This is a genomic window from Candidatus Accumulibacter sp. ACC007, assembly GCF_907163205.1.
GTDB classification, from domain to species: Bacteria; Pseudomonadota; Gammaproteobacteria; order Burkholderiales; family Rhodocyclaceae; genus Accumulibacter; species Accumulibacter regalis.
The window spans coordinates 824478-849285 of the sequence record NZ_CAJQUD010000001.1; the positions used below are offsets into that span (position 1 = coordinate 824478).

The 24808-nt window shown below is 64.3% G+C and carries 20 protein-coding genes and 1 pseudogene; 12 read left to right on the forward strand and 9 right to left on the reverse strand.

What is annotated here, in order from left to right; translation table 11 throughout:
- The first annotated feature begins 4 nt into the window (after positions 1-4).
- Genes QZ634_RS03500 through QZ634_RS03515 form a run of 4 tightly spaced genes read left to right on the forward strand, consistent with a single transcriptional unit; the run spans position 5 to position 6380 of the window.
- Positions 5-1912 carry a TolC family protein gene (locus QZ634_RS03500; RefSeq protein WP_291985616.1) on the forward strand — a complete coding sequence of 636 codons (1908 nt, stop codon included), beginning with the start codon at positions 5-7 and terminating at the stop codon, positions 1910-1912.
- A 4-nt stretch (positions 1913-1916) separates the two neighbouring features.
- A complete protein-coding gene (locus QZ634_RS03505; RefSeq protein ID WP_291985618.1) occupies positions 1917-2753 on the forward strand; it encodes an efflux RND transporter periplasmic adaptor subunit in 837 nt (278 codons plus the stop codon).
- Positions 2750-4162, forward strand: coding sequence for an HlyD family efflux transporter periplasmic adaptor subunit (locus tag QZ634_RS03510; RefSeq protein WP_291985620.1), 1413 nt, complete (start codon positions 2750-2752; stop codon positions 4160-4162). Before QZ634_RS03505 ends, QZ634_RS03510 begins: the two co-directional genes overlap by 4 nt.
- A gap of 37 nt (positions 4163-4199) precedes the next feature.
- A complete protein-coding gene (locus QZ634_RS03515; RefSeq protein ID WP_291985621.1) occupies positions 4200-6380 on the forward strand; it encodes an HlyD family efflux transporter periplasmic adaptor subunit in 2181 nt (726 codons plus the stop codon).
- Between the two features lie 114 nt (positions 6381-6494).
- Here QZ634_RS03515 and QZ634_RS03520 read toward each other — a convergent pair whose 3' ends face one another.
- From QZ634_RS03520 to QZ634_RS03540, 5 genes are all read right to left on the reverse strand, one after another.
- The gene (locus tag QZ634_RS03520) at positions 6495-7295 is read right to left on the reverse strand and encodes a sulfite exporter TauE/SafE family protein (protein ID WP_291985623.1); all 801 of its coding nucleotides are present in this window, start codon (positions 7293-7295) and stop codon (positions 6495-6497) included.
- A 69-nt stretch (positions 7296-7364) separates the two neighbouring features.
- Positions 7365-9104, reverse strand: coding sequence for a PAS domain-containing protein (locus tag QZ634_RS03525; protein WP_291985625.1), 1740 nt, complete (start codon positions 9102-9104; stop codon positions 7365-7367).
- Between the two features lie 193 nt (positions 9105-9297).
- Positions 9298-9537 carry an oxidoreductase-like domain-containing protein gene (locus QZ634_RS03530; RefSeq protein WP_291985627.1) on the reverse strand — a complete coding sequence of 80 codons (240 nt, stop codon included), beginning with the start codon at positions 9535-9537 and terminating at the stop codon, positions 9298-9300.
- 281 nt (positions 9538-9818) lie between these two features.
- Entirely contained in the window at positions 9819-10757 is a 939-nt protein-coding gene (locus tag QZ634_RS03535; RefSeq protein WP_291985630.1) for a carbon-nitrogen hydrolase family protein, read from the reverse strand.
- A 43-nt stretch (positions 10758-10800) separates the two neighbouring features.
- Positions 10801-11235 (reverse strand): GFA family protein, encoded by a 435-nt coding sequence (locus QZ634_RS03540; protein WP_291985631.1) that lies wholly within the window; start codon positions 11233-11235, stop codon positions 10801-10803.
- 182 nt (positions 11236-11417) lie between these two features.
- Here QZ634_RS03540 and QZ634_RS03545 point away from each other — a divergent pair, with 182 nt between their 5' ends.
- The 4 genes from QZ634_RS03545 to msrA all read left to right on the forward strand — a co-directional run bounded on the left by QZ634_RS03545 (position 11418) and on the right by msrA (position 16120).
- Positions 11418-14597 (forward strand): BTAD domain-containing putative transcriptional regulator, encoded by a 3180-nt coding sequence (locus tag QZ634_RS03545; protein WP_291987989.1) that lies wholly within the window; start codon positions 11418-11420, stop codon positions 14595-14597.
- A 14-nt stretch (positions 14598-14611) separates the two neighbouring features.
- The gene (locus tag QZ634_RS03550) at positions 14612-14863 is read left to right on the forward strand and encodes a DUF4242 domain-containing protein (protein ID WP_291985633.1); all 252 of its coding nucleotides are present in this window, start codon (positions 14612-14614) and stop codon (positions 14861-14863) included.
- Positions 14864-15167: 304 nt separating this feature from the next.
- Positions 15168-15614 carry a peptide-methionine (R)-S-oxide reductase MsrB gene (gene msrB / locus QZ634_RS03555; RefSeq protein WP_291985635.1) on the forward strand — a complete coding sequence of 149 codons (447 nt, stop codon included), beginning with the start codon at positions 15168-15170 and terminating at the stop codon, positions 15612-15614.
- The gene (gene msrA, locus QZ634_RS03560; protein ID WP_291985637.1) at positions 15614-16120 is read left to right on the forward strand and encodes a peptide-methionine (S)-S-oxide reductase MsrA; all 507 of its coding nucleotides are present in this window, start codon (positions 15614-15616) and stop codon (positions 16118-16120) included. Before msrB ends, msrA begins: the two co-directional genes overlap by 1 nt.
- 272 nt (positions 16121-16392) lie before the next feature.
- On the opposite strand, the gene QZ634_RS03565 is transcribed toward msrA, so the two are convergent.
- The 3 genes from QZ634_RS03565 to QZ634_RS03575 all read right to left on the reverse strand — a co-directional run bounded on the left by QZ634_RS03565 (position 16393) and on the right by QZ634_RS03575 (position 19314).
- Positions 16393-17439 (reverse strand): NADP-dependent oxidoreductase, encoded by a 1047-nt coding sequence (locus tag QZ634_RS03565; RefSeq protein ID WP_291985639.1) that lies wholly within the window; start codon positions 17437-17439, stop codon positions 16393-16395.
- Positions 17440-18597 (reverse strand): iron-containing alcohol dehydrogenase, encoded by a 1158-nt coding sequence (locus tag QZ634_RS03570; RefSeq protein ID WP_291985641.1) that lies wholly within the window; start codon positions 18595-18597, stop codon positions 17440-17442.
- 123 nt (positions 18598-18720) lie between these two features.
- Positions 18721-19314: a TetR/AcrR family transcriptional regulator gene (locus tag QZ634_RS03575; RefSeq protein WP_291985643.1), complete on the reverse strand. Its 594-nt coding sequence runs from the start codon at positions 19312-19314 to the stop codon at positions 18721-18723.
- Between the two features lie 245 nt (positions 19315-19559).
- Between QZ634_RS03575 and QZ634_RS03580 the strand changes: the two are divergent.
- Both QZ634_RS03580 and QZ634_RS03585 read left to right on the forward strand, forming a co-directional pair.
- Positions 19560-20894 (forward strand): annotated as a pseudogene (locus QZ634_RS03580) (IS4 family transposase); the annotation flags it as partial.
- Between the two features lie 401 nt (positions 20895-21295).
- Complete coding sequence (locus QZ634_RS03585) at positions 21296-22399, forward strand: alkene reductase (RefSeq protein WP_291985645.1); 1104 nt, start codon at positions 21296-21298, stop codon at positions 22397-22399.
- Between the two features lie 129 nt (positions 22400-22528).
- Here the strand turns inward: QZ634_RS03585 and QZ634_RS03590 are convergent, their stop codons facing one another.
- Positions 22529-23782, reverse strand: coding sequence for an ISL3 family transposase (locus QZ634_RS03590; RefSeq protein WP_291985647.1), 1254 nt, complete (start codon positions 23780-23782; stop codon positions 22529-22531).
- Positions 23783-23977: 195 nt separating this feature from the next.
- Here QZ634_RS03590 and QZ634_RS03595 point away from each other — a divergent pair, with 195 nt between their 5' ends.
- The gene (locus tag QZ634_RS03595; RefSeq protein ID WP_291987991.1) at positions 23978-24193 is read left to right on the forward strand and encodes a hexameric tyrosine-coordinated heme protein; all 216 of its coding nucleotides are present in this window, start codon (positions 23978-23980) and stop codon (positions 24191-24193) included.
- A gap of 148 nt (positions 24194-24341) precedes the next feature.
- A complete protein-coding gene (locus QZ634_RS03600) occupies positions 24342-24704 on the forward strand; it encodes a hypothetical protein (RefSeq protein ID WP_291985649.1) in 363 nt (120 codons plus the stop codon).
- Positions 24705-24808: the final 104 nt, after the last annotated feature.

Sequence of the window (24808 nt, forward strand, 5' to 3'; positions counted from 1 at the left end):
CGTGATGAAATATCCGTTGTTGAGTGTCCTGAGTGCTTCCCTGCTGGCCGGCTGCGCGAGCATCGCCCCCGAGCCTTTCAGCAGCGAGGAAATCAAAGCCCGCGTGGCGCGCGATCAGCAGGAGATGTACAAGGAGCAGGCGCCGATCGTGCAGGCGATCAGTTTTTACGATGCGGTGGCGCGAGCGCTGACCTACAACCTGGACTACCGTCTGAAGTTGATGGAAAGCGCTCTGGCGCAAGGCATTTCGGACAGCAGTGCTTTCGAGCTGCTGCCCCGTTTGACTGCCTCGGCCGGCTACAACGCGCGTAACAACGACTCCGGCGGGACCAGCGTGAGCATCATTACCGGCGAGGAAACGCTCAGCCCATCGACTTCGCAGCAGCGGCGCCACCAGCTGCGCAGCGCCGAGTTGAGCTGGAACATTCTCGACTTTGGCCTGAGCTATTACCGCGCCAAGCAGGCGGGTGACGAGTACAACATCGCCGAGGAGCGCAGCCGCAAGGTGCGCCAGAACATCGTCCAGGACATGCGCAACTCGTATTGGCGCGCACTGGGCGCGCAACGTCTGCTGCTCCAGGTCGACGCCTTGAGCAAGCGCATAGAGCGCGCCCTCGAACAGTCGCGCCAGGCGGAAGCGAGTGGTGTCCTGCCGCCGGCACAGGCGCTTGCCTACCAACGGGCGCTGCTCGATGCGCTGACCCTGATCACCCTCAAGCGGCAGGAACTGGAATTCGCCCGGCACGAACTGGCGGCGCTGATGAACATCGCGCCGGGCACCCCGTTCCAGCTCGCCGACGCTCCGGAAGAGAGCCTGCCGCCGGTGCCGCAGGGGGTTGACGAACTTGAAAAGCGGGCCCTCGAGAACCGCCCGGAGTTGCGCGAAGAGGATTACCGGGCGCGCATCGACGGTTTTGAAGCGCGCCGCCAACTGATCGCTCTCCTGCCGGGTATCGAGTTCGTCGCCGGTGGCTTGTACGACAGCAACAAGTACCTGTACAACAACAACTGGTACGACGGCAGCGTGCGCATTTCGTGGAACGTGCTCAAGCTGGCCGCCTATCCGACCGTCAAACGCACGCAGGAAGCGCGCGAGAAGACGGCCGAAGCGCGCCGCCTGGCCTTGTCGATGGCGGTGATCACCCAGGTGCGGGTGGCGCTGGAGCGCTACAAGCTTGCCCTGCTCGACTACCGGCAGACCGACGAATCGGCGCGCGTCGATGAGCGCCTGGCGCAGATCAGCCAGGCCGGGGTCAGCTCGCGGGTGGAAAGCGAACTGGAAGCGGTGCGCACCGAGGCGCGCTCGCTGGTCACCCAGTTCCAGCGCTACGCCGCCTACGCCAACGCGCAGACGGCGCTCGGCCGGATCCTGAACTCCGTCGGCGAGAACGTTCTCCCCGACGAACTCGAAAGCCGCGATCTGGCCACTGTCGCCAAACAACTGCAGCACAAGCTTGTCGCCGGCGAACGCGAGGTCTTCTCCTTCGTCAGCGCCGACGTGGCCAAGCCGCAGAGCTTGCGCGTCGAAGTCGCCGGCCTGCCGGCAAATCTGGCCACGCCGGCGATCGTCGAGGCGGTCAGTGAGCGTCTGCGCCAGAGCCGCTTGCTGATCGGCAGGGAAGCCGGCGGCAGCGCCGTCTTTCGCATGGCCTTGAAGCGCGGCCCGGTCAGGAACGGCGTCGAACGCAGCGCATGGGAGATGAGCCTGCACGATGCGTCGGGCAAGCTCGTCGCCACGCACAGCTACAGCACCGTGCTCACACCGGATCTGCCGCAGCGCTCGGTGCAGGCGTTCGCCGAAGCCGCCGCCCTGTCGCAGGTGAGTTTCCTGCGCGAGCAACTGACTGCGCCGGCGACCACGGCCGCAAGGCCGGCTGTCACCGCCCCGCCGCCAGCGGCGCTGGCACGCTAGATCGATGGCTCTGACTCCGGGCAAGCAGACAATGCAACGCAGCACGCTCCTGGTTGCCGCATTGCTGGCCTGCAATCCGTCCTGGTCGGCCGCGCCAGCGGGCAAGGCCGAGCCGGCCGTCGCTGCCGCCAGCAAGGCGACGCCGCCGCTGGAGGCAGCCAGTCGACCGGCAAACGCCGAAACACCGGTGCGGGCGCTGCTCGTCGCGGATCAGGAAACGACGCTGGCTGCCGGCATGAGCGGCCGGCTGACCGAGCTCGAGCCAAGACCCGGCGGAGCGGTCAGGAAGGGCCAGCTAGTGGCCAGTTTCGAGTGCAGCGAGCCGCGCGCGCGGCACGACATGGCTCTGGCCGAAGTGCACAGTGCCCGTCTGGCCCACGACGGCAAGATCCGCCTGCAGGGACTGCAATCCGCCTCCGAGCTCGAAGTCGAGCTGGCCGCTGCCGCAGTGACCAAGGCGCAGGCGCAATTGGCGGTCGCCAAGGCGCAGCTCGGGCAGTGCCGCGTCGTCGCGCCGTTCGCCGGCTGGGTCGTCAAGTGGCACGCCAAGCCCTTCGAGGGGGTGAACGTCGGCGCGCCGCTGATCGAGCTGGTCAGCAACCGTGCGCCGCGGCTCAGGCTCAATGTACCTTCGCTGTGGCTGTCGTGGTTGAAGGCAGGAACGCGCTTCGCAGTCGATATCGAAGAAACGGGCAAGCGTTATGAGGTACAGCTCACGCAGATCAACGGTCGTGTCGATCCGGTCAGCCAGACCATCGCCGTCGAGGCGGAACTGCTCAGGAACGACCCCGATCTGTTGCCCGGAATGAGCGGCACGGCGGTCTTCGCCAAACCGAAATGAGCGGCTCCGAGGCCGCTGCCGCGAGCGCCGCAGCGGCGGCTGGAGAGGCCAGTGCCGGGGCCGGCCCGGCAACCCCGCTAGAGGTCTATTTCGGCCTGGCGAGCAGTGCTCGCGCCGCCGCCAGCCTGGCCGAACTGCAATTCCTGATCTGCAACGACAGCCGTGCGCTGCTGCCCTTCCGGCAGGCGATGCTGCTGCGCCGCGACGCGCGCGGCCGCTGGCGACTGGTCTGTCATTCGGGGTTGAGCGTGGTCGACGAAACCAGCCCGTACCAGCTGTGGCTCGAAGCTGTCGTCGCCTGGCGGGATGGGCAGGCCGGGGACGATGGCCGCCAGGCGGGGGTGATCGAAGCGGCCGAGCTGCCCGAAACGCTGCGCGCCGACTGGCACGAGTGGCTGCCGGAAGGCTTGCTCGCCTTGCCGCTGGCCGGGCCGCAGGGGGGGGTGGTGGCGTGGTGGTTGTTGGCCCGTGACCAGCCCTGGCAGTGGCCGGCGCTCGCTGCCGACCCGGCGCTGTGGCTGGTCGAGCTGCAGTCGGTCTATGGGCACGCGCTGTGGGCCTGGCTGCGACCGCGCCGACCGTGGCTGGCGCTCAAGCTGTCGCGGCGCAAGCTGCTGATCGGCGTCGGTCTGTTGCTCCTGCTCGGCGCCTTGCCGGTACGCCTGTCGGTTCTCGCGCTGGCAGAAATCACGCCGATCGATCCGCAGATCGTCGCCGCACCGATGGACGGCGTCGTCAAGCGCATCCCGGTTGCTCCGGGGGCGCGGGTGAGCAGCGACGAGGTGCTGGTCGAGTTCGACGACACGCTGCTGGTCAACCGCCGGCAGGTGCTCGAAGAAGCGACACGAACCAGCCGTGCCGACCTGCTGCAGGCCGAGCAACAGGCTTTCGACGACCAGCACGAGAGTCGCATGGCGCTCGGCGTCCTGCGCGGCAAGCTCGGCGAAAAGCAGGCCGAGCTCGAGAGCATTGCCCGCCAGAGCGAACGCCTGCAGATTCGCGCGCCCGTCGACGGTGTGTTCATTTATGGCGACCAGCTCGACTGGGCCGGCAAACCCCTGCAGACCGGCGAGCGCATCGGCCTGCTCGCCGATCCCGAGGCGATGAACGTCACTGTCTGGGTGCCGGTCGCCGACGCCATCAACCTGCAGGCGGGTGCCGAAGTGCGCGTCTATCTGCACGTCGCGCCGCTGCACTCGCTCGCCGCCACGCTCAGTGAAACCAGCTTCGCTGCCCATCCCGGGCCCGACGGGGTGGTCAGCTACCGCATCAAGGCGCGACTCGACGACCACGAAGGCGCCAGGATCGGCCTCAAGGGGACCGCCAAGATCTACGGCGAGCGGATGCCGGTGATCTACCTGCTGCTGCGCCGGCCGCTGGCCACCCTGCGCACCTGGTGCGGGTGTTGATCGGGTGGCCGGTCGCGGAGCCGCGGTGGATGCGCTGATGACCTCGCGCACGCTACGGAATTCGCCCGACGCGCCTGCACCGCCCGCGCGAGTAGCGCCGCTGCGCGAGGAACTGCGCCTGCTTCCGGCCAGCGCGCAGCCCGACGGATCGCCGGCGTGGAACGTCCTCGATCCGGTTCGCAACCGCTTCTTCCGCATCGGCTGGCTCGAGTTCGAGCTCCTCTTGCGCTGGTCGCTGGGCGATGCCGCGGCCATTGCCGCCGCCGTCGCTGCCGAAACCACCCTGCCGGCGAGCAGCGAAGACGTCGACGCGCTGGCGCGCTTCCTGCAGCACAACGAATTGCTGCAGCCGCAATCGGGAGCTTGCGGCACGTCCGGTGCTTGCGGCGCGGTCGGCGCTATCGCGCCGGAGCTGACCCGGCGCAGCACGGCCCGGCGCGGCGCCTGGCTCAAGCGTGTGCTGCACAACTACCTGTTCTTTCGCCTGCCACTGATCCATCCGCGGCAGTTCCTGGTCAGGGCCGAAGCCATGACGCGCTGGCTGTTCAGCCCGGCCTTCCTCGTCCTGACTGCGCTTGCCGGTATCGTTGGCGGCCTGCTCGCCGCGCGCCAATGGGATAGCGTTCTCGTTCGCCTCGGCGAGGCGTTCAGCGTGCACGGTTTCCTCGCTTTCCTCCTCGCCCTGCTGTTCGCCAAGTCGTTGCACGAACTGGCACACGCCATCACCGCGACCCGCTACGGCGTACGCGTCGCGCACATGGGCGTGGCCATGGTCGTCCTGGCGCCGATGCTGTACACCGATACCGGCGAAAGCTGGAAGGTCACCAACCACCACGCCCGCCTGCGAATTGCCGCCGCCGGCATGGCCGCCGAAGTGATTCTCGCGGTATGGGCGACGCTGGCCTGGGCGATCCTGCCGGACAGTCAGCTACGTGCGGCAATGTTCTTTCTCGCCACCACCAGCTGGGTGCTGACACTGCTCATCAACGTCAGCCCGTTCATGCGCTTCGACGGCTATTTCATTCTCGCCGACGCTCTCGATCTGCCGAATTTGCACGAGCGCAGTTCGGCGCTGGCCAGGCAGCGGCTGCGCCGCCTGCTCTTTGCCAGCGCCTCGCCCGACCCGGAACACTTCCCGGCCGCGAAGGCACGCCTGTTGAGCGCGTTCGCCGTGCTCGCCTGGGTCTATCGGCTGCTCATCTTCTTCGGCATCGCCCTGGCGGTTTACCATTTCTTCTTCAAGGCGCTCGGGATCTTCCTTTTTGCCGTCGAGATTGCCTGGTTCATCGTTCTGCCGATCTGGCGCGAGCTGCGCGAATGGCCCGCCTTGCGCAAGCAGATGTCCTCGCTGCGCATAGGCTTCTATGCGCTGCTCGCCCTGTTCTTGCTCGGCCTGCTCTTCTGGCCGTGGCAGAGTGCGGTGCATGCGCCGGGGTGGGTCTTTCCGGACGCCCAGCGCGTCATCTACAGCCCGCAGCCGGCGCGGCTGGTGGCGGTGCATGTTCGCGACGGCGAGACGGTCAGCCGCGGACAGTTGCTGTTCGAACTCGAAGCGCCGGAGCTCGACGACGAAGCGCTGCGCGCGACCATCATGGCCGGGGCCTATGCCCGCCAGGCGGCCAGCCTGCCGGTGCTCAACCAGCGCGGCGAGGCGCAGTCGGCCAAGGCGATGCAGCAGGCGCGCGAGCTGCGCCAACAGGCGACGGCGCAAGCGCAGGCCGCCGAGCGCCTGCTGCTGACCGCCCCCTTCAGCGGCAGCGTGCGCGATCTCGCCGAGGGCCTGCACCCGGGCACCTGGGTGAACAGCCACTTGCCTCTCGGCCGGGTCGTCGACGCCAGCGCCTGGCGAGGCGAGCTGCTGGTAGACGAACAGGCGCTGGCGCGTATCGCGCCTGGCCAGCCGGCGCAGCTCTATCAGACCGACCTGGCCAGCGCCCCGTTGACCGGGAAGGTGGCGGCGATCGATCCGCTACGCGTGACCCGGCTGCCGCACCCGATGCTCGACGCGAACAGTGGCGGACCGATCGTCACCCATCGCGACGGCGAGCGCGACGTCGCGGTCAGCGCGCTCTATCGGGTCAGTATTGCCCTCGACCCGGGCGCCCGGCCGGTGGGCGGCGCGCTTCGCCACGGGCGCATCGAGGCCGAGCCGCAGAGCCTGTGGCAGCAATGGCTGCGCCCGCTGTTCGCGGTGCTGGTTCGTGAGAGTGGTTTCTGATTGCCAAGCCGGAAAGGCTGGCCGGAAGGGCATTGTGTGCGTTTCGCCAGCGACGACAGGGTTTCAAGCGCCTGTCCGGGTCGCTGAAAGTCTCATCAGGAACGCAGCCTCACCCTAATTTGCCTGCGCCTTGTAGAAGTAGGCGAGGGTCAGCAAGCTGCCGAGCACGACGATGAAGCGACGTAACCAGAGTCCGGGAACTCGCCGCGCGACGCGGCCGCCCGCGTAGCCACCAAGCGTTCCGGTCACCAGCATGACGGTGGTGTGGGGCCAGGAGACGGCGTCGGCGACGACGAAGGTGACCACGGCTACCGAGTAGATGACCGCCGACAGCCAGTTCTTCAGCGCATTGATCTCGTGCACGTCGTCGAAGCCCTGGATGGCCAGCGCGGCGAGCATCAGGATACCCATGCCAGCGCCAAAGAAGCCGCCGTATATCGACACCAGCAGTTGAAAGGCGAAGCCTGCGGCACCAACCTGCCGGCTGGCGGAGGCGTCATCGGGCCTGTTCGCGCCCTGGCGCAGGCGGGCTACAAAGGCCGACAACTGCGTGCTGAAGGCGAACAGGACCGTAGCGACGAGCAGCAGCCAGGGAATCAGGCTGGCGAAGGCGGCGTTCGATGTGGCGAGAAGCAGGAGGCCACCGGCGATGCCGCCGAGGAAGGCCACCAGCGTCAGCAGTGGCAGCGACTTGCGAAAGCGCTTCAGTTCCGCGCGAAAGGCCCAGGCGGCGGCCAGACTGCCGGGCCACAGGGCAACCGAGTTGCTGGCGTTGGCCATCACCGGCGGAACGCCGGCAGCGAGCAGCGCCGGAAACGACAGGAAGGTGCCGCCACCGGCAACCGAGTTCATCGCCCCCGCACCGAAAGCAGCGCTGGCGAGCAAGGCGTAGGTGGCAATCAGGCTGGCGTCCATGGTGGCGGGGGCAGAGGGCGAAGAGCGCGAGTCTAACGCCAAAGCGCGGCGATGTTCGCCGCCGCGGATTCAGGAATCGCTCTTGGTGGCTGATCTGTCGCGCGGCAAGGTGACGCGAAAGACGCTTCCCTTGTCCGGTTTGCTGCGCGCCTCTAGCCGCCCGCCATGCCGCCGGACAATGTTGTTGGCCAGCGATAGGCCGAGGCCGGTTCCCTTGCCAGCCGGCTTGGTGGTGAAGAAAGGCTCGAAGATCCTCTCCAGGTGTTCTGGATCGATGCCCCTGCCCGTATCCCCGACTTCAACCCATACCTCATGCTCGTCGAAGTCGGTGCGCAGGATGATGACGCCTCGCTCGTCAATCGACTGCACGGCGTTGATGAGAAGGTTGAGGAAGACCTGGTTGAGCTGCGGGGCAAGGCATTCTATTTCCGGGATGCCGGCGTAGTCCTTCTTGATTTTGGCCTTGTACTTGATTTCGTTCCAGACGATGCTGAGCGTACTCTCCAGGCCGCTCTCGAGGTTCGCCAGCCGCCACTCGGCAGTGTCCACGCGCGAGAAATCCTTGAGGGTGTCGACGATCTTTCTCGCCCGCTGCACCCCGTCGAGCGATTCGCCGATCAGGTTCAGGATATCGTGCTGTAGAAATTCAAGATTGGCCGCCGATTTCGCCTGCACGACGCTGGCCAGGGAATCGGGATCGTTGGCCAGCACTGGTTCAACCTTCTCATAGGCGGCGACCACGCTCAACAGATCCGCCACGTTCTCCTTGAGAGCGACCAGATTGGAGTTGATGAAAGCAAAGGGATTGTCGATTTCATGCGCCACGCCGGCGGCCAGGCGACCGACGGAAGCCATCTTCACCGAGCGCAGCATCTGGTTCTGCGCCTCGATGAGCATGGTATTGAGGGCGGTCAACTCGGCGACATGGACCCGGTTATCGGCTTCAATACGGCGGTATTCAGTGATGTCCTCGTACACCCCGAGCACGCCAAAGGTCTCATCGTCGTCGTTGATCAGCGGGACCTTGGACGTCCGCAGCCAGACGGTCTCGCCACTCGCGGTGGTCTGCTGCTCCTCGAAGAACAGCCGTGGGACCCGCGACGCCATGACCGCATGGTCGTCGGCGCGGTAAAGATCGGCCTGCGCCGCCCAGGCCATCTGATAGTCGTCCTTGCCGATCATGTCGTCACGACTGGCCATCCCGGCGTCCCTGGCAAACGCCGTGTTGCAACCGAGAAAGCGCAAGTCGGTGTCCTTCCAGAAGACGCGGGCGGGGACGGTATCGATTATTTTCAGGAGCAGCTCGCGCGACTCGGCGGTCGCGGTTGCCGCCAGTTCTCGCTCGGTCACATCCTCGCCGGAACTCAGCGTGCCGACGATCTGCCCGGTGGCGTCGGTGAGCATTCCGGTGTGCCAGGCCATCTGGCGCTGGCGCCCGTCGCCGTCGAGGACGGGATACTCGGTCAGTCGTTCGCGGGCCTGAACATCGCCAGCGACGAGTTGCAGATACAGGGGGACGAGGGAGCTGCCGGCGGGCTGCGGCAGGCAACGCTCAAACCAGGACTTCCCGAGCAGCGCGCGCTCCGGCTGGCCGAGCAGGGTGCATCCGGCACGATTGATCATCGCGATGCAACCGCGAGTATCGAGGGCGACCACCATGCCAGGCACGGAGTCGAGGTAGCGTTGCAGGAGTCGATTGGCCAGAGTCAGCTCACGGACTTTTTCCTTGAGCAACGCCTCGGCCTGCTTGCGAGCAGCGCGCTCACGCTCGATCTGGCCCTGCAGCTGGGCGATCTCGTCTGTTTTCATGCCGTCTTGCTCCGAAAATGCAGGCGGCCAAGGCTTGAGCGGACTGGCTGGGTGACCATCAGCTTCCCATGTCTTGGCGGCACCTCGCGGGGTGGGCATGGCGACGCCAGCCTCCGCGAAACGACCTTTTACCACCGGGAAGCCTTCTATTCTATCCTTCCGGGAGCGAACCGACCGCGGCGATGCGATTCAATCAGCGCAAGAGCGTCCTCGCTTGATCGCGCCAGTACGCCAGCGCCTGGTAATACCCCTGCCACACGCAACCGTTGCACCCCCGGCCACAGCACGTGTCCGGCACCGGGGGCGGAGGGCGCAGGCAAAGCTGCCGCTTGCCGAGCAGGTCTTCTATTTCACGAACGATGGCCCGGGCGTCGGCCAGGTCGTTCATGGGTCGGAAAAAAGCGTCGGAAACGTCGTTGGTGGCGGTGATCATGGCGTCAGCTTGCTGTCCGCTGCGGATGGCTCGGGATGGCTGGATCGTGCATCTTGCGCACGGCCGGAACGGATCAAGAATGCCACAGTCCCTTGCGCTGGCCATGACGACGGTCAACAGCGGTGCATCCGACGCGCCCGGGCGGCGCGCCAGCGCTGCCGCGTTTCTTCGCTGTCGCCCGATTCATCGGGCTCCTGCAAAGGCTCGCCGCTTGCCTCCTCGTAGTCGAGCTGCGCACAGCGGGCGCGTGGCAGCGGTGGGCGATCGCTCGGCGGCCGACTTCAGTCGGAGAAAGTCGCCGGCGGCATGGCGGCCCGGTTGACGTTCAACTGGAAGATGTCCGGGCGGGCGTAGTGGCCCGCGACGTCGAAAGAGCGGCGTGCACGCGCGGCTCGCGCGGGGTCGATCTCGGCGTAGAGCACTTCCTGCTTGCGGTGCAGCGGACCAGCGATGGGACCGCCGAAAGGCTCGAAGACGACCGCGTCGCCGTCGCAGAGCCATTCGTCGGCGCTGAACAGGGTGTCGCGTTGCGGGAAATCCCCGGGGATGTCGCTGGCGTGCAGCGCGGTGGCCAGGCTGATCACCCAGCAGCCGCCTTCACGGGCAATGTGCCGCATGCTGGCCAGCCAGCCTTCGCCACAGTCCCAGGTCGGCGCGACGAGTATTTCCAGGTTCTGCGCATAAAGATCGAAGCGCGCCAGAGGCATGTAGTTTTCCCAGCAGATCAGGCAGCCAATGCGCCCGACTGGCGTGTCGACGACGCGCAGCCCGCTCGCGTCGCCCATCCCCCAGACCATGCGTTCTGGGTTTGTCGGCATCAGCTTGCGATGGCGGTTCAACAACTTGCCGTCGGCGCCGATGACGACCACGGTGTTGAACAGGGTACTGCCGCTGTAGCGCTGCTCGATCTCGTTCATTCCGCAAATCACCGTTATGCGGTGCTTGCTCGCAGCGTCGGCAAGCGGTGCCAGAGCGCCGCCGTCGATGTCGACCGCGTTACGGCGCAGCCGGTCGTGGATCTCGCCAGCCAGGCCCATGTCGGCGCCCGGCTTGAGTCGCCAGGCCCAGCTCGGATAGCCGGGCAGAAAAGCCTCCGGAAAGACAGCCAGCTCGGCGCCTGCTTGTGCCACCTCGTTGATGCTGGCGACTGCGCGGGCGATCGTCGCCGGCAGGTCGAGCAGCACGGGGGGGTTCTGGATCACGGCAATCTTGTGGGTCATGGGTTTACCTCGTCAGATTCGGGTGGTGAGTGGGCTTGTCGGCTTATTCCGTCAGGCAGATCCCCGAGCCACCCATCTCGCTCGGGACATCCTTCATCTTCGGCAGGCCATCGTGGATGCTCAGCACCGATTCCTGATAGTGGACGTGCACCCCGGCGTGAAACGGAAGCGCGGGAATGGTCGCCGCGTAGACGTCTGTGAGTTTCATGCCCGGATGTTCGGTGAACAGGTGTCCGCCGCACTTCCTGCACCATTTGCGATCGCTGTTCGGCGTCTTGTTGTAGGTGCCGATGTGTTCTGCGCCGCTGATCAACTGCACCGCCTCGGGCTTCCATAGCGTGAAGGCGTTCACCGGGCCTGCCGACCAGTGGCGACACGACTGGCAGTGACAATAGCCCATCGCCAGCGGATCGCCGGTCACGGCGAATTGCACTGCGCCGCAAAAACAGCTTCCGGAATGGGTCTTTTCAGTGCTCATGGTTTTTTTCTCCTTGACAGGTTTGGCTATCTGCTTCCCGTGGGTTGGGCGCCTGAGCGTCTGTTATCCTGAACCCACGCCAGCACTCTGGCAGCACATCGTTGTAGCCAGCGTTTGAATGCCCGCAATCTTGCAAAGAAAGGCGAACAGTTTCGCCAGCCAGGAGGATTTTCTTGCCCACCGTGGCTCAGGGCTTTCCGTCTCAAGACCTGCAGATTCATCTGCTCGGCGAGTTGCAGGTCTGCCGGCTCAGGCAGCCGCTGCTCCTGCCGGCGTCGCGGAAGACGCGCGCGCTGCTCGCCTATCTGGCGGTGACCGCCAGGCGGCATTTGCGCAGCGAGCTGTGTGCTCTGTTCTTCGAAGACGCTGCCGATCCGCGTGCCGGGCTGCGCTGGAGCCTGACGCAGATCAGACGCGTGCTCGGCGAGCGAGATCGCGAAGTCATCGGCGCGGACCGTGAATCGGTCGAGTTGCGTGTGCAGTTGGTGAGCACCGATCTTGCCCGCCTCGACAGCCTGATGGAGCGGCCAGGTGGCGGTAGCGCAGGCGTACCTGCCAAGGCGCTGCGCGAAGCCAGCGCGCTCTTTCGCGGCGAATTCCTCGAAGGTCTCGACTTGCCCTCCTGCTATGCCTATCACGAGTGGTGCATGAGCGAACGCGAGGCAGCGAGCAGGCGGCATGAGCAGATCCTGTTGGACCTCGTCGAACGTCACGGCGACGACCCCGAACAAGCGCTGCTGCATGCGCGCGCACTGGCGGCGCACAACCCGCTCAACGAACGCGGACACATCCAGCTGATGGAAGCGCTGGGCCGACTCGGGCGTCGGCGCGACGCGCTTGAGCAATACGAGCAGTGCTGCCGAATCTTCGAGCGGGAACTCGGCCTCGGCCCACCGCCTGCTCTCGAAGTAGCGCGTGCGCAGCTGAACAGGGTGCCCGATAAGGGTGGCCCGGAGAGCGCGCCCAGCGTCTCGCTGGGGAACGGCAGTGCAGGTGCCGGCAACGCGCGCCCGCCTCTCGTTGGCCGGGTGGACGAAGTGGCGCAGTTGGCGAGAAGCATCGAACTGGCGACGATCGCGCGCCAAGCCGACGTGGTGCTCATGCGTGGCGTTCCCGGGATCGGCAAGTCCCGGCTGCTCGACGAGGTCGAGAGCCGGATTGCCAGGGCCGGCGGCTGCTCCCTGCGCGGCCGCGCGTTCGAGGCCGAGATGCTGCGCCCCTTCGGTTTCTGGATCGATGCGCTCCGCGCCCTGCGCGACAGCGATCTTCCCGCAGCGATGCAGGCAGCACTGCGGCCGCTGACGCGAGCCGGCGCGGGTCAGGTGATGGCTGGTGATCGCGACAGCCTGTTCGATACCGTCCTGGTGGCGCTGCGGCACCTCGCGAAGTCCGGACCGGTGGGCGTCCTGGTCGACGACCTGCACTGGATCGAGGCGTCCTCTGCCGCTCTTCTGCACTACAGCATGCGCCAACTGGCGGGAACGCCGGTGTTGTTCGTGTTCACCGGACGCACAGGCGAACTGGAAGACAACGCCTCGGCGCAGACGCTGATCGCCGCGCTGGCACAATCCGGGCGACTGCAGCGGATCGCGCTCGGGCCCTTGAGCGACGACGAGGCGCGTGCGTTGGTCGGCGGCGTGGCGCCGGTTATCGGAGTCATCAATACGGAGCGCCTTGTCGCCCAGGCGCAAGGCAATCCGCTCATCCTGCTCGAACTCGCCCGCTGGCAGGGGAAAGCCGGCGAGACCGGCGCGGCGGCAAAGGCCGGAGAGGCCAAGGAGGCGGGAGAGGCCGGACTTTTCACCGCCCTGCTCGAGCATATTCGCGAGACCCGTAGCGCGCGGCTCTCGCCCGCGGCGGCTGAACTGCTGGACTGGGCTTCGGCGTTCGGACCCGTCTTCTCGCTGGAGGTGTTGATCGCCGCGTACGGGGTCGGGCCCGGCGTGGCCGGGCAGCAGCTGGCTGAACTCGAGCGGCACGAGCTGATCCGCGCGGTGGGCGACGCTGGCTACGCTTTCAGTCACGATCTCGTTCAGCAAGCGGTCTACAGCCGCGTCTCACAGCCGCGGCGCCGGCTGATGCACACCAGCATCGCCCGCGCGCTGAGCCTGGAAATCGACGCCCGCCCGCAGACTTGCAGCGAGCTTGCCTACCATGCCGGCCGGGGAGGCCAGCATGAACTGGCTGCGCGGGCGTCCACTCTCGCCGGTGAGCACGCGCTGCGCGTCTTTGCCAACCGCGAAGCGGCAGAGGTCGCCCGTCGTGGCCGCCTGCACGCGGCTCGTATCGCCGACCAGGCGGTGCGTGCGCACTTCGCGATGGCCCTTCTGCGCGTCCAGGTTCTGGCGACTTCGGGCCCGCAGCTCGCCCGGCTCAGGCCGTCGGTCGGCGTGCTCGGCGAAGCCATTGCTGCGGCGCGCGCCTACCGCCTGCACGCCGAAGTCGCGCAGGGCTACTACCTGCTGTCGGTCGTGTATCAGGAAGCCGGCAGCTTCGACGCGGCGCAGCAGGCGACGCTGCAGGCCGCGCAGGCCAGCGACCGGTCGGATGCCCTTGGCCGCGCACGCCAACTGGCGAACAGCGCGCGCTGCCTGGTCGAACTCGGGCGCGACGTAGCGCACGCGCGGGAGCTGGTCGCCGAGGCGCGGACACTTGCCGATGGCAGCGGCCTGCACGAGATCGAAGTACGCTGGTGCACGGGATTGCTACACCACTGGGATGGCGATCTCGATGCTGCGGTGCGCGAAATCGACGTGGCCATCGAACTGGCCAGCGAAGCCGAGGACAGGTGGCGCCAGTGCAAGTGCCTGGCCGGTGTGGCGATGATCGAACTTGAACGCCGGCGGCCGCAACAGGCCCTCGCTCGCGCCGCCGACTTGCGCCTCGCGGCGAGCCAGCTTGGCGAGGTTGCCGACGAGCCTCTGGCGCAGGCGATCGAAGCACTCGCCGCGCAAATGTCGGGTGAGGAGGCTGCGCCCGTCGACGCAGCGATCGCGCAATTGCGCGCGGCCGACGACAAGTCGCGGCTGGCCGGCGTGCTCAATCTTGCCGCGGCGATCGAGGTCGAGCGCCAGCGCTACGCGACGGCCGGAACGCTGGCGGCGGATGCGCTGGCGATGGCCGAGTCCATCGGCGAAAGCAACGAGTCCGCCCTGGCGCGTGCGACGCTGCTGGCAGTGGCTGTCGCGCTGGGTGACCGGCAACGCGTCCTGGCCGAGTTGGAAGAATTGCGCCCGGTGCTCGCCGCGCCGCGCGTGTTCAGCGCCAGGGCGGCAAGCGCCGCTCTGGCCGCCTCGCTTGCCGCCGACCCGGGCAACGCGGCGGCTTTTCGGCGCGCGCAGCGAGTGCGTCTTGTCAAATAATTGGAGGTCTTGCCGTGCAGCTTTTCATCGTCGAACGATCATTTTCGCCACCGATCTCGGATCAGGATCTTAGCGCAGTCGCCGAACGAATGGCCCCCTGCCTCGATCTGCACGAGGTGCGCTGGGTGCGCAGCTACATGTCCGATGATCGTCAGCGGATGGTCTGCGAATACGAAGCCCGCGACGCCGAAAGCGTCCGAAAAGTCCAGCATGAAGCGCAAGCCCGCTTCGACCGGGTCTGGGCCGGGCAGCTGCTCGTGCCATGAGCGGCAGGCACCGCGCTGCCTTGCTGGCCAGCGCCGGCGCCGGCGCCCATCGACGAGCCGCGAGACGGCCGCGCCGAACTCTGCTCGGCGCAGCTGTCCAACCCCACTCGGTGATGCCGTTCGCGCTTGGCGAAGCGTCTGGCGAATGGGCTGCGAGACCAGGGGCTCTGCTGGCTCCAGCGCTGCGGCGCTGCCCGGAAAGTCGCTTTCCAGGGAACCCGTTGCCGCCGCGCCCGAGAACGGGAAGCGTGGGCGAGCAGGCCGGGACGGGCCGGGCCGAGAGAAATCTATCGAGGAGAAGCGAATGACGTCTTACAGGAAAACCGATGCCGCGATTGCCGCCCTGACTCCGGAACAGTTTCACGTAACTCAGGAAAGCGGCACCGAAAAACCGGGAACGGGCGAGTATCTGCATAACAGCGCGCCCGGCATCTATGTCGATGTGGTGTCCGGCGAACCACTGTTCGCCTCGTCGGAGATGTTTGAATCGGGTTGTGGCTGGCCGAGCTTTTCCCGACCCATCGCGCCCGAGCATATCAACGAGTTGATTGATGCCGGCCACGGCATGCTGCGCACCGAAGTCCGGTCAGTGCATGGCGACAGCCATCTGGGGCACGTGTTTCCCGACGGACCGCGGGATCGTGGCGGTCTGCGTTACTGCATAAACTCGGCTTCGCTGCGCTTCATCCATCGCCACGACATGGAAGCGGCCGGCTATGGCGAGTACCTTGATCAAGTGGAGGACAGGTAATGGGAAAGGAACGCGCTGTTCTGGCGGGTGGCTGCTTCTGGGGCATGCAGGACCTGATTCGTAAACTGCCGGGCGTCGAGGCGACCCGTGTCGGTTACACCGGCGGCGACGTCCCCAACGCCACCTACCGCAACCACGGCACACATGCCGAGGGCATCGAAATTCTCTTTGCTCCGGAGAGGACCTCGTATCGCCGCATTCTGGAATTCTTTTTCCAGATACACGATCCGACGACCCGCAACCGGCAAGGTAACGACCGCGGTGCGTCGTATCGCTCGGCCATTTACTACGTTGACGACGCGCAGAAGCAAGTCGCGCTCGACACCATCGCCGACGTCGATGCCTCGGGCCTGTGGCCGGGCAAGGTCGTCACGGAAGTCGAAGCCGTCGGCGATTTCTGGGCGGCCGAACCCGAGCATCAGGATTATCTCGAGCGCTTGCCAAACGGCTACACCTGCCATTACCCGCGTCCCGAGTGGGTACTGCCACGGCGCGCCGGTGACTGATCTCCTTGTTTCCTGGCTGAGCAGGCTGCGCTTGCTCAGCCAGCGCTGGCCGCCTGCGCCACTTCCTGCCGCAGTTCGGTTTGCCGCCCCGGATCGCCGAACGGCGGGTTGACCCGTTCCGGGTGGAAGGCGGGGCGCATGTCGGAGTCAGAGCGGGCTGGGCGAAGGGTTCGGGTGCTGGTCATCCTTTGCCCCTCTTCCCCAGCCTTTTCCCGCCACGCGCGAGGGGCCATTGATGCTCGGCGTACGCCGAAGGCGCGGCAAGGTCCTGCTCACGCGGGCGCGACGCGGACCAGTAGTTTGCCGAAGTTGCGGCCTTCGAGAAGGCCGATGAAAGCCTGGGGCGCGTTCTCCAGACCGTCGACGATGTCTTCGCGGAACTTGACTTTTTCCGCCGTCAGCCAGCCGAACATGGCGGCGAAGAATTCGCCGTAGCGATCGCCGTAGTCGTCGAAGATGATGAAGCCCTGCATCTTGATGCGCTTGACCAGCAGGGTACGGGTGAGCAGGCCAAGGCGGTTCGGGCCGGGCGGCAGCGACTGGTCGTTATAGTGGGCGATCAGGCCGCACACCGGGATGCGCGCGCGAACGTTGAGCAGTGGCAGCACGGCGTCGAATACCGCGCCACCGACGTTCTCGAAATAGACGTCGATGCCTTGCGGGCAGGCGTCGGCAAGCGCTTGCGGCAGCGTCGCGCTGTGGTGATCGAGGCAGGCGTCGAAGCCGAGCTCGTCGACGACGTAGCGGCATTTCTCGCTGCCGCCGGCGATGCCGACGACGCGGCAGCCCTTGAGTTTGGCGATCTGACCGACCACCGAGCCGACGGCGCCGCTCGCCGCGGCAACGACGACCGTCTCGCCGGCTTGCGGCCGGCCGATGTCGAGCAGGCCCATGTAGGCGGTGAAGCCCGGCATGCCGAGAACGCCGAGCGCCAGCGAGGGCTGTGGCATCGCCGGATCGAGCTTGATCAGCCCCTGGCCGTCGGAGAGCGCGTAGTCCTGCCAGCCGGAGTAGGCAAGGACCAGGTCGCCGGCACGGTAGTCGGCATGCTGCGACGCTTCGACGCGGGCGACGGTACCGCCCGGCATGGGTTCGCCGATGCCGACCGGCGCGGCGTACGACGGCGCGTCGCTCATCCGGCCACGCATATAGGGGTCGAGCGACAGGTAGAGTGTGCGCAGCAGCAACTGGCCTTTCGCGGGTTGCGGTATGGCCGCTTCCTCGAGACGGAAGTTGTCGTCACGCGGCGCGCCGACGGGGCGCGAGTTGAGTACGATGCGCCGATTGCGGGCGTCGTTCTGCTTGAGTTTCTTTTTCATTTACAGGGCTCCTTCAAGAACTTTCCGGCTGACCGGAAGGTCGATGTTCTGGTGCTCGCCGATGGCGGTCATTCCGTGTGCTTCGAGCTGGGCGAGCAGGGGATCGATCGCCGCACGCGCCAGGCCGTAGTCGGCGAGGCGGGTGTTGACGCCGAGCGACTCGAAAAACTGCGCTGTACGGTTGATCGCTTCGTCGATGCGTTGTTCCTCGTCGCCACTCGTGATCTGCCAGACGCGAGCGGCGTATTGCAGCAACTTGGCGCGTTTGTCCGCGCGCTGCACATTGAGCAATGACGGCAGGACGATGGCCAGTGTACGCGCGTGGTCGATACCGTGGGCGACGGTCAACTCGTGACCGATCATGTGGGTCGCCCAATCCTGCGGCACGCCGGAACCGATCAGACCGTTTAGCGCCAGCGTGGCGACCCACATCAGGTTGGCGCGCACGTCCGCATCGTCGGGTGTGGCCAGCGCCTGCGGCCCGATCTCGATCAGCGTCTGCAGCAGTCCTTCGGCAAAACGGTCCTGGGCCATGCCGCCAACCGGGTAGGTCAGGTATTGCTCGATGATATGGACGTAGGCGTCGACGACACCGTTGGCAATCTGTTGCGGCGGCAGGGTGTAAGTCCTGGTCGGATCGAGAATCGAAAACTGCGGGAAGACATGCGGACTCATGAAAGCCAGCTTGGCTTGCGTTGCGCGACGCGTGATCACCGAGCCGCTGTTCATTTCCGAACCGGTGGCCGGCAAGGTCAGGACGGTCCCGAAGGGCAGGGCGCTGGCGACCTGCTGGCCATGACTGAGCAGGATTTCCCAGGGATCGGCGGGGAAGTTCACCGCGGCGGCGACGAACTTGCTGCCGTCAATCACCGAGCCGCCACCGACGGCAAGCAGAAAATCGAGTTTCTCGCGCCGCACCTGCTCGACCGCGTGCATCAGGGTTTCGTAGGTCGGATTCGGCTCGATGCCGCCAAACTCCTGCACCAGCCGCTCACCGAGCGCTGTCCTGACTTCAGCGAGGGTGCCGTTCTTCTCGGCGCTGGCTCCCCCGTAGAGAATCAGCACGCGCGCGTCGCCGGGAACGAGGTCGGCGAGGCGGGGAATCGTTGCGCTGCCAAAAACAATCTTTGTCGGGTTGTGAAACTCGAAGTTCTGCATTGATTTCTCCATCATTAGACCGGTCGTCTATGTTTTGGCCAGGGGATCAGGGGAAGCACGAATAGCGGGTGGGGCGTGCTGCGCCGGGTGAGGTTGAAGTGCCTGAGTGGCCCGATTCGCGGCTCAGGACGCCACTGACAACAGTTGCCGAGTGGCCACCATGGCCGCTTCCAGCGCGCTGCGGTTACGGCGAATCTTGGTCAACACGGTCGCCCCCAGCCACAGGTTGTAGAGCACCAGCGCGCAATCGGCGGCATTCAGGTCGGCGGACAGCGACGCATCGGCCTGTGCGTCACGAATGCACGCCGCGATCATGTCGACAATCCGGCTGGTTCCGCGCTCGAGTGCACTGCGCATTGCTTCCGAGAGGTCGGAAACCTCGCCGCCGAGTTTCACCGCCAGGCACTTGCCATCAGGGCCGTCGTTGGCCTGGGTGTCGAGCCATAGCTGCCAGTAGCTCATCAGGCGCTCGCCGGCAGTTCCGCCGCCACGCTGCAAGAGCTCTGCCAGGCGCTCCTGATAGCTACAGAAGTAGCTGTCGAGCAGCGCCTCGCCGAACGCCTCCTTGGACTTGAAGTAGTGGTAGAACGAGCCCTTGGGGACGTCCGCCGCCGACAGGAGCTCGTTCAGCCCAGCCGCCGCAAAGCCCTTGCCGAGAATGATCGGCTTGGCGGTATCGAGGATGTGCTGCCGCACGTCGGTGTGTTCAGGAAGCATGGGGCGCATCATACGCGCCATTAGACCGGTCGTCTAGTCAGAAGCGGGAAAACGGTGATAAGAAACCCAGTGGTGCTGCAAGCACGATAGCTTTCAGTGATTGAGCGCAAGGGGCTGGACGCATCTCGTTATACACAACTCACTCAGCATAACTTGGCCGCCCGATGTGCCCCTGGCATATAGTTGACGGATTTTGTCTGGTATACCCCTTGCTTTCCCTTTCCCTTTTTCATAGGGATCGGGCGATGGCAAACTGGGCGGGAGACGAATTTGGCGGGGCTGAACTGGGGGACGGACGTCTGAGGCTGAGGCTGATCAAACTGGCGACACGCTTTGCAGAGCAGCCGACGGCGAGCATACCGGGCGCCTGTGGGGATTGGGCGGAGACGGTGGCGGCGTACCGTTTCTTCGATCAGGCCCGCGCTGGCAAGCGCGGGTTGAACTGGCAATCGATCCTGCAACCGCACATGGATTGCAGCCAAGGGCGCATGGCACAACACCCGGTGGTGTTGTGCCTTCAGGACACCACCGAACTGGACTTCAACGGTCAGGAGATCGAAGGACTCGGGCCGCTCTCGTACGAAGCCCAGCGCGGCATGTATCTGCACCCGACCTATGCGGTGACCCCGGAACGCGAACCGCTCGGGGTGATCGACGCCTGGATGTGGGCGAGAGAAGCGAAAGCGGCCGACGGAAGCCGGCCGGGTATCAGCGAGAGCACGCGCTGGATTGAAGGCTACGAGCGGGTCGCCGAAACCGCGGCGGGGATGCCACAAACGCGATTGGTCTATGTGGCCGACCGCGAAGCGGACATCGTCGGCCTGATGCAGCGCGCCCAGGCGTTGGGGACGCCGGCCGACTGGCTGATTCGCGCCAAACACAACCGCTGTTTGCCGCAAGGCGGCAAACTGTGGGCGGCAACTCTTGCCGAATCGCCGCTCGGCGAGATCGAATTCACTCTGGCATCGCGGCACGGGCAGCCGAAACGGATCGTGCGCCAGCAGTTGCGAAGCCATGCGGTCGACCTCCCGGCTCCTGACACGGACGGCCGCCACGTCAGCGTGACCTGCCTGATCGCCACGGAAATCGGGGCGCCCGCCGGCTGCAAGCCGGTCGAATGGCGCTTGCTGACCAATCGTAAAGTCGCCGGTCTTGAGGCGGCCGTCGAGTTGATCGACTGGTATCGCTGCCGCTGGGAGATCGAAACCCTGTTCCATGTGCTCAAGAACGGCTGCCGGGTCGAGGCCCTGCAACTGGGTAGCCAGAGCAAGCTGGAACTGGCGCTGGCCGTCTATCTGGTCGTTTCCTGGCGCCTTGCCCGCCTGATCCGCCTGGGGCGCATCCACCCGCAGTGGTCTGCCGATCTGTTCTTCTCCGAAACGGAATGGGCCGGCGCCTTTATCCTCAACAAGAAGAAGCCACCGAAGAAGGTGCCGAGCATTCGCGAGGTCATCCGCCTGATCGCACAGCTCGGCGGATTCCTCGCCCGCAAGGGCGACGGCGAACCCGGCGTCAAATCCCTCTGGCTCGGCATCCAGCGCTTGCGTGATTTCGTCTCCGGCGTAGAGCATATGCGCGAGATCCGTCATGTCATGTGGGTTGTGTATAACGGGATGGGCTGGACGTGCTGGTCTGAACAAGCCACTTGCTGTAGCGATAGACCCAGCAATCGATCCAATCATGGCGCAGGCATTTTTTTGCTTGATTGTGGTCGGCAGCTGACGGCCGGCAAGAGACGGTGGAGAAATCTGCCAAAGCAGTCATTGAAGCGGCCTGGGTGTATGCTATCGAGCTAGCTTGGAAATTGTCGCCTTTCACGAGTTTTATCCGCCATGGAATAACTACATCGGGCGCCGAGCCTTCCGCGGTTACGCTTCCAACGTTCCGATCAGCGCCGAGTCGGTCCGTATATTTCACGACGGGGAAAGTGACCTCGGAGGAAGCGCGCAAGTCTGCGCTAGGCGAAACCAAGGAGATTGATATGCTGGAAGAAAAAAATGTATTGCATTACCCCTTTACATTGGGCGACCTCCAACTGCCCAATCGGGTACTGATGGGCCCTTTGACTCGTTCGCGCTCGAAACAGCCGGGTGACATTCCTTGGGACCTCAATGCTAGCTACTATGCACAACGCGCCGGTGCCGGTTTGATCCTTGGTGAAGCAACTCAGGTCTCGCCGCAAGGCAAAGGCTATGCTTTCACGCCGGGGATTTACTCCGACGACCAGGTTGAAGGGTGGCGCAAAGTCACTACGGCCGTGCATGACGCCGGTGGACGGATCTATGCACAACTCTGGCACGTTGGGCGAATCTCTCGTCCCGAGTTGCAGCCTGCTGGTCAGCAGCCCGTTGCCCCGTCGGCCATAAAGCCGCTGGGTGCGCAAACGTTCATTGATGAAAAGTCCGGCATGCTTGAAGTGTTAGAGCCGAGAGCGCTCTCGACTGAAGAGATCCCAAATGTTGTCGAGCAGTTCCGCCAAGGCGCAATCAATGCCCAGCGGGCTGGTTTCGATGGTGTTGAGATTCACGGTGCCAACGGTTATCTGATTGATCAGTTCATTCGCAGCAAGTCTAATCAGCGTACAGATGAATATGGCGGCTCGATCGCCAACCGTCTGCGCTTTCCGCTTATGGTTGTCGATGCGGTGGTCGACGTCTGGGGTATTGAACGCACCGGGATTCGGGTTTCGCCAATGGGAACGTTCAACGACATGCATGACGATGACCCGGCGGCGACTTACGGCGCGTTCGCCAAAGAACTAAATTCCAGAGGCATTGCCTTCATTGAAGTGGTCGAGGATTCCTTTCAGGGAAATGCATCGAATGGACGTCCGGAAGCTGTCATTAAGGCGATTCGAGAGAATTTCAAAGGCACCTATATTGCCAATGGGAATTATTCGGCCGAGGAGGCACAGCAAAGAATCGATTCCGGGTTGTGTGACCTCGTCACCTTTGGTCGATTATTTATTTCCAATCCCGATCTGCCTCAACGGTTTCGCGAAGGTGCGCCGCTCAATGATTTTGACGAAGGCACTTTTTATGGCGGGGATGAGCGTGGCTACACTGATTATCCAGCTCTTGATTAATATCTTTTATCGTGCAAAAAATCTGTCGCCATAGAGCAAAAGCAGCAGTACATTCAAGTAACATTTACAGTGTTTATGTTTTACCCAAAGGATAGTTATGACAACCACTCTTGTTCCCAATAACAGGGTTTAGGTCGTTTCCTGTGGAACGGGCAAGAACGGGGCGAAGGGCGAGGCGGGCAAATGAGTGAGCTTTCCAGCAATAAGATAGGCTATGGCGATGAAGTTCTCGACGCGGCGATAGCCGCGTGCGCGAGCTCTGGCCTCCTGAAGCGCTCGATTCATCGCTTCGACCCGGCCATTGTGCTTGCCGGGGTGAAAACCGTTGAGGACGCCAGGAAGATGCTTGGTGATCGTCCTGCCGAGGCGCTTGAAAGGTTCGAGTCGGCAGCGGCTGGCCCAGCTGAGCCAGCGCTTGAGCAGGGGTTCGGCCTCGTCAGGTGTCGTGGCGGTGGCGTAGATGGAGCGCAGCGCCTGCTTGATCCGCCAGGCCCGTGCGGTCTTGAGGTTCGAGCGCTGCAACCAGTGCATGGTGTCGGTTTGCTTGACGCTCCAGTCGGCGGGTTTCTTGTGCAGGCCCCAGCGGGTGCCTTTGAGTTCGGGCGCGCTCTTGACCTCGGCGCGTCGCACCTCGTCCAGCGCCGTGCTGCTCAGAGCGACCACGTGGAAGCGGTCGAAACAGACCTCGGCTGCGGGAAAATGCTCGGCGGCGCCGGCCTGGAACGAGCCGCTCATGTCCATGCTGACATGGGTGATCGCGGTGGGCTGGCCACCATGCTCGGTAAGGTCGCTGGCGAACTTCCCGAGCGTGGCCTTGTCCCGGCCCGGTGTGGCAAACAGCAGACGCTGTGCGTCGAGGTCATAAAAAACAGAGATATACGTCTGGCCGCGTTTACTGGCGGTCTCATCGACGCCGATCGCGCGAACCCTGGCATGACTTTCCTGGGCGCGCGCCCGGCCCACATGATGATTGATCACGCGCCACAGTCTGCGACTGCGCACGCGCAGCAGTCGGCCAGCTGCCAAGACCGACATGGTCGGCGCCAGCATCAACGTCAAGGCCTCGAACAGCAGCGTGAAGCGGCTCCCTTCACGCGCCCAGGGCACAGGAATCTGCGTGACCTTGCCGCAACCGGCACAGGCCACTCGCGGCACCTCGGCATGCAGGTGGGCTTCGTACTGAAAGAAATCCATATGGCGCCAGGAACGCGCCAAGCGGTCATGCAGCGGCTGCGCCGCCGCACCGCAAGCCGGGCAAACATGAATGGCTGCGCCAAATCGGACCTGGAAATCGATCCGTCCGGACTCTGGCTTGAAGATGACTTCAGCTACCTGCCAAGGAGCAACGAGACCCAGAGCTTGGGTAAACAGCGTTTCAATCATGAGGAACCGGTCGCGAGAGGAAAGGCCGCCATTGTCCTCCATGCCGAGGGCGGCAAACTGCCTTCCTCGGCCCGGAGCAAGCGTGAGCGAGCGGGCGGTGATGTAAAGGGTTCGGCTGCGCCCGGACTGCGTCCGCCCTTGACATCACCGCCCCCTCAAACTGTCAAAACCAGCGCCCGTTCCACAGAAAACGACATAGAGCCCAATAACACACTAATCACTGACACCCCTGAAGAGGGTCGAGCTTTGGCGGTTAAGCTGTCAAGGCTCATTATTAAAGCTACGCAACCCGACGAGGCGGCGCGTAATAGAATGCGTGACATTTATGCCAATGACCCGGCCATGCTTATTAGTATTGGCCAGGTTGTAGCTACTGAGTTTTCTACCATAGCTGCTGCGAATAACTACTGACGTAAATAGGACTACCTTAAAAACAAACAACGCTCCATCAAGTGGGATGCGCTGACGCGCATGCTGGTGATGCCTGGTTGTGCGGCATGCGCAGGACTCGCAGTGCAAGAGTGTCTCCCTATAACAAGGGATCCTTATGAGCTATTCCATGATTGTTGTGCTTACGCTCCTTGGATTTTCCCTTGTTGCGGGTTTGTTCATCTACCTGACAGTTCTTGATGCAGGAAGATGGCGCAAGAAGATTGAAACGGCTCTCTTGCCTATGGGTTTCGAGGTATGCCCCTCCAAGGAAGAAAAAACTGCGCTGGCGCAGCGCTTGCTGATAGTGAATCCCCGTCATCAGGGCAGGCGTTTGTTGATGAATCTTTACCGGCGATTATCGGCGGATGGCAGCCATAATATTTTTTTTGCGATTATCGGTTTGCCAGTGCCAGCGGAAACGCACAGGGCACGCAGTGGTTTATTATATGCCTTGTTTCGCGCGAATTGGATTTGCCACGATTTTCAATAGACGGAGTTCCAGGGGCTTCCGGTACCGCTGGCAAGCTTTTTTTCACGGTTTATCGAAAGCCTTTCCAATGCCTGGCTTGGAACGGATCAAGACGGGCGACGCAG

Bases quoted from the DNA above. Each gene is read 5' to 3' on its own strand.
- QZ634_RS03540 (WP_291985631.1), bottom strand. From the start codon at position 11,235: ATGAGCACTGAAAAGACCCATTCCGGAAGCTGTTTTTGCGGCGCAGTG.
- QZ634_RS03505 (WP_291985618.1), top strand. From the start codon at position 1,917: ATGGCTCTGACTCCGGGCAAGCAGACAATGCAACGCAGCACGCTCCTG.
- msrA (WP_291985637.1), top strand. From the start codon at position 15,614: ATGGGAAAGGAACGCGCTGTTCTGGCGGGTGGCTGCTTCTGGGGCATG.
- QZ634_RS03530 (WP_291985627.1), bottom strand. From the start codon at position 9,537: ATGATCACCGCCACCAACGACGTTTCCGACGCTTTTTTCCGACCCATG.
- QZ634_RS03515 (WP_291985621.1), top strand. From the start codon at position 4,200: ATGACCTCGCGCACGCTACGGAATTCGCCCGACGCGCCTGCACCGCCC.
- QZ634_RS03575 (WP_291985643.1), bottom strand. From the start codon at position 19,314: ATGCTTCCTGAACACACCGACGTGCGGCAGCACATCCTCGATACCGCC.
- msrB (WP_291985635.1), top strand. From the start codon at position 15,168: ATGACGTCTTACAGGAAAACCGATGCCGCGATTGCCGCCCTGACTCCG.
- QZ634_RS03590 (WP_291985647.1), bottom strand. From the start codon at position 23,782: ATGATTGAAACGCTGTTTACCCAAGCTCTGGGTCTCGTTGCTCCTTGG.
- QZ634_RS03525 (WP_291985625.1), bottom strand. From the start codon at position 9,104: ATGAAAACAGACGAGATCGCCCAGCTGCAGGGCCAGATCGAGCGTGAG.
- QZ634_RS03570 (WP_291985641.1), bottom strand. From the start codon at position 18,597: ATGCAGAACTTCGAGTTTCACAACCCGACAAAGATTGTTTTTGGCAGC.
- QZ634_RS03600 (WP_291985649.1), top strand. From the start codon at position 24,342: ATGATTGTTGTGCTTACGCTCCTTGGATTTTCCCTTGTTGCGGGTTTG.
- QZ634_RS03510 (WP_291985620.1), top strand. From the start codon at position 2,750: ATGAGCGGCTCCGAGGCCGCTGCCGCGAGCGCCGCAGCGGCGGCTGGA.
- QZ634_RS03565 (WP_291985639.1), bottom strand. From the start codon at position 17,439: ATGAAAAAGAAACTCAAGCAGAACGACGCCCGCAATCGGCGCATCGTA.
- QZ634_RS03520 (WP_291985623.1), bottom strand. From the start codon at position 7,295: ATGGACGCCAGCCTGATTGCCACCTACGCCTTGCTCGCCAGCGCTGCT.
- QZ634_RS03500 (WP_291985616.1), top strand. From the start codon at position 5: ATGAAATATCCGTTGTTGAGTGTCCTGAGTGCTTCCCTGCTGGCCGGC.
- QZ634_RS03585 (WP_291985645.1), top strand. From the start codon at position 21,296: ATGCTGGAAGAAAAAAATGTATTGCATTACCCCTTTACATTGGGCGAC.
- QZ634_RS03535 (WP_291985630.1), bottom strand. From the start codon at position 10,757: ATGACCCACAAGATTGCCGTGATCCAGAACCCCCCCGTGCTGCTCGAC.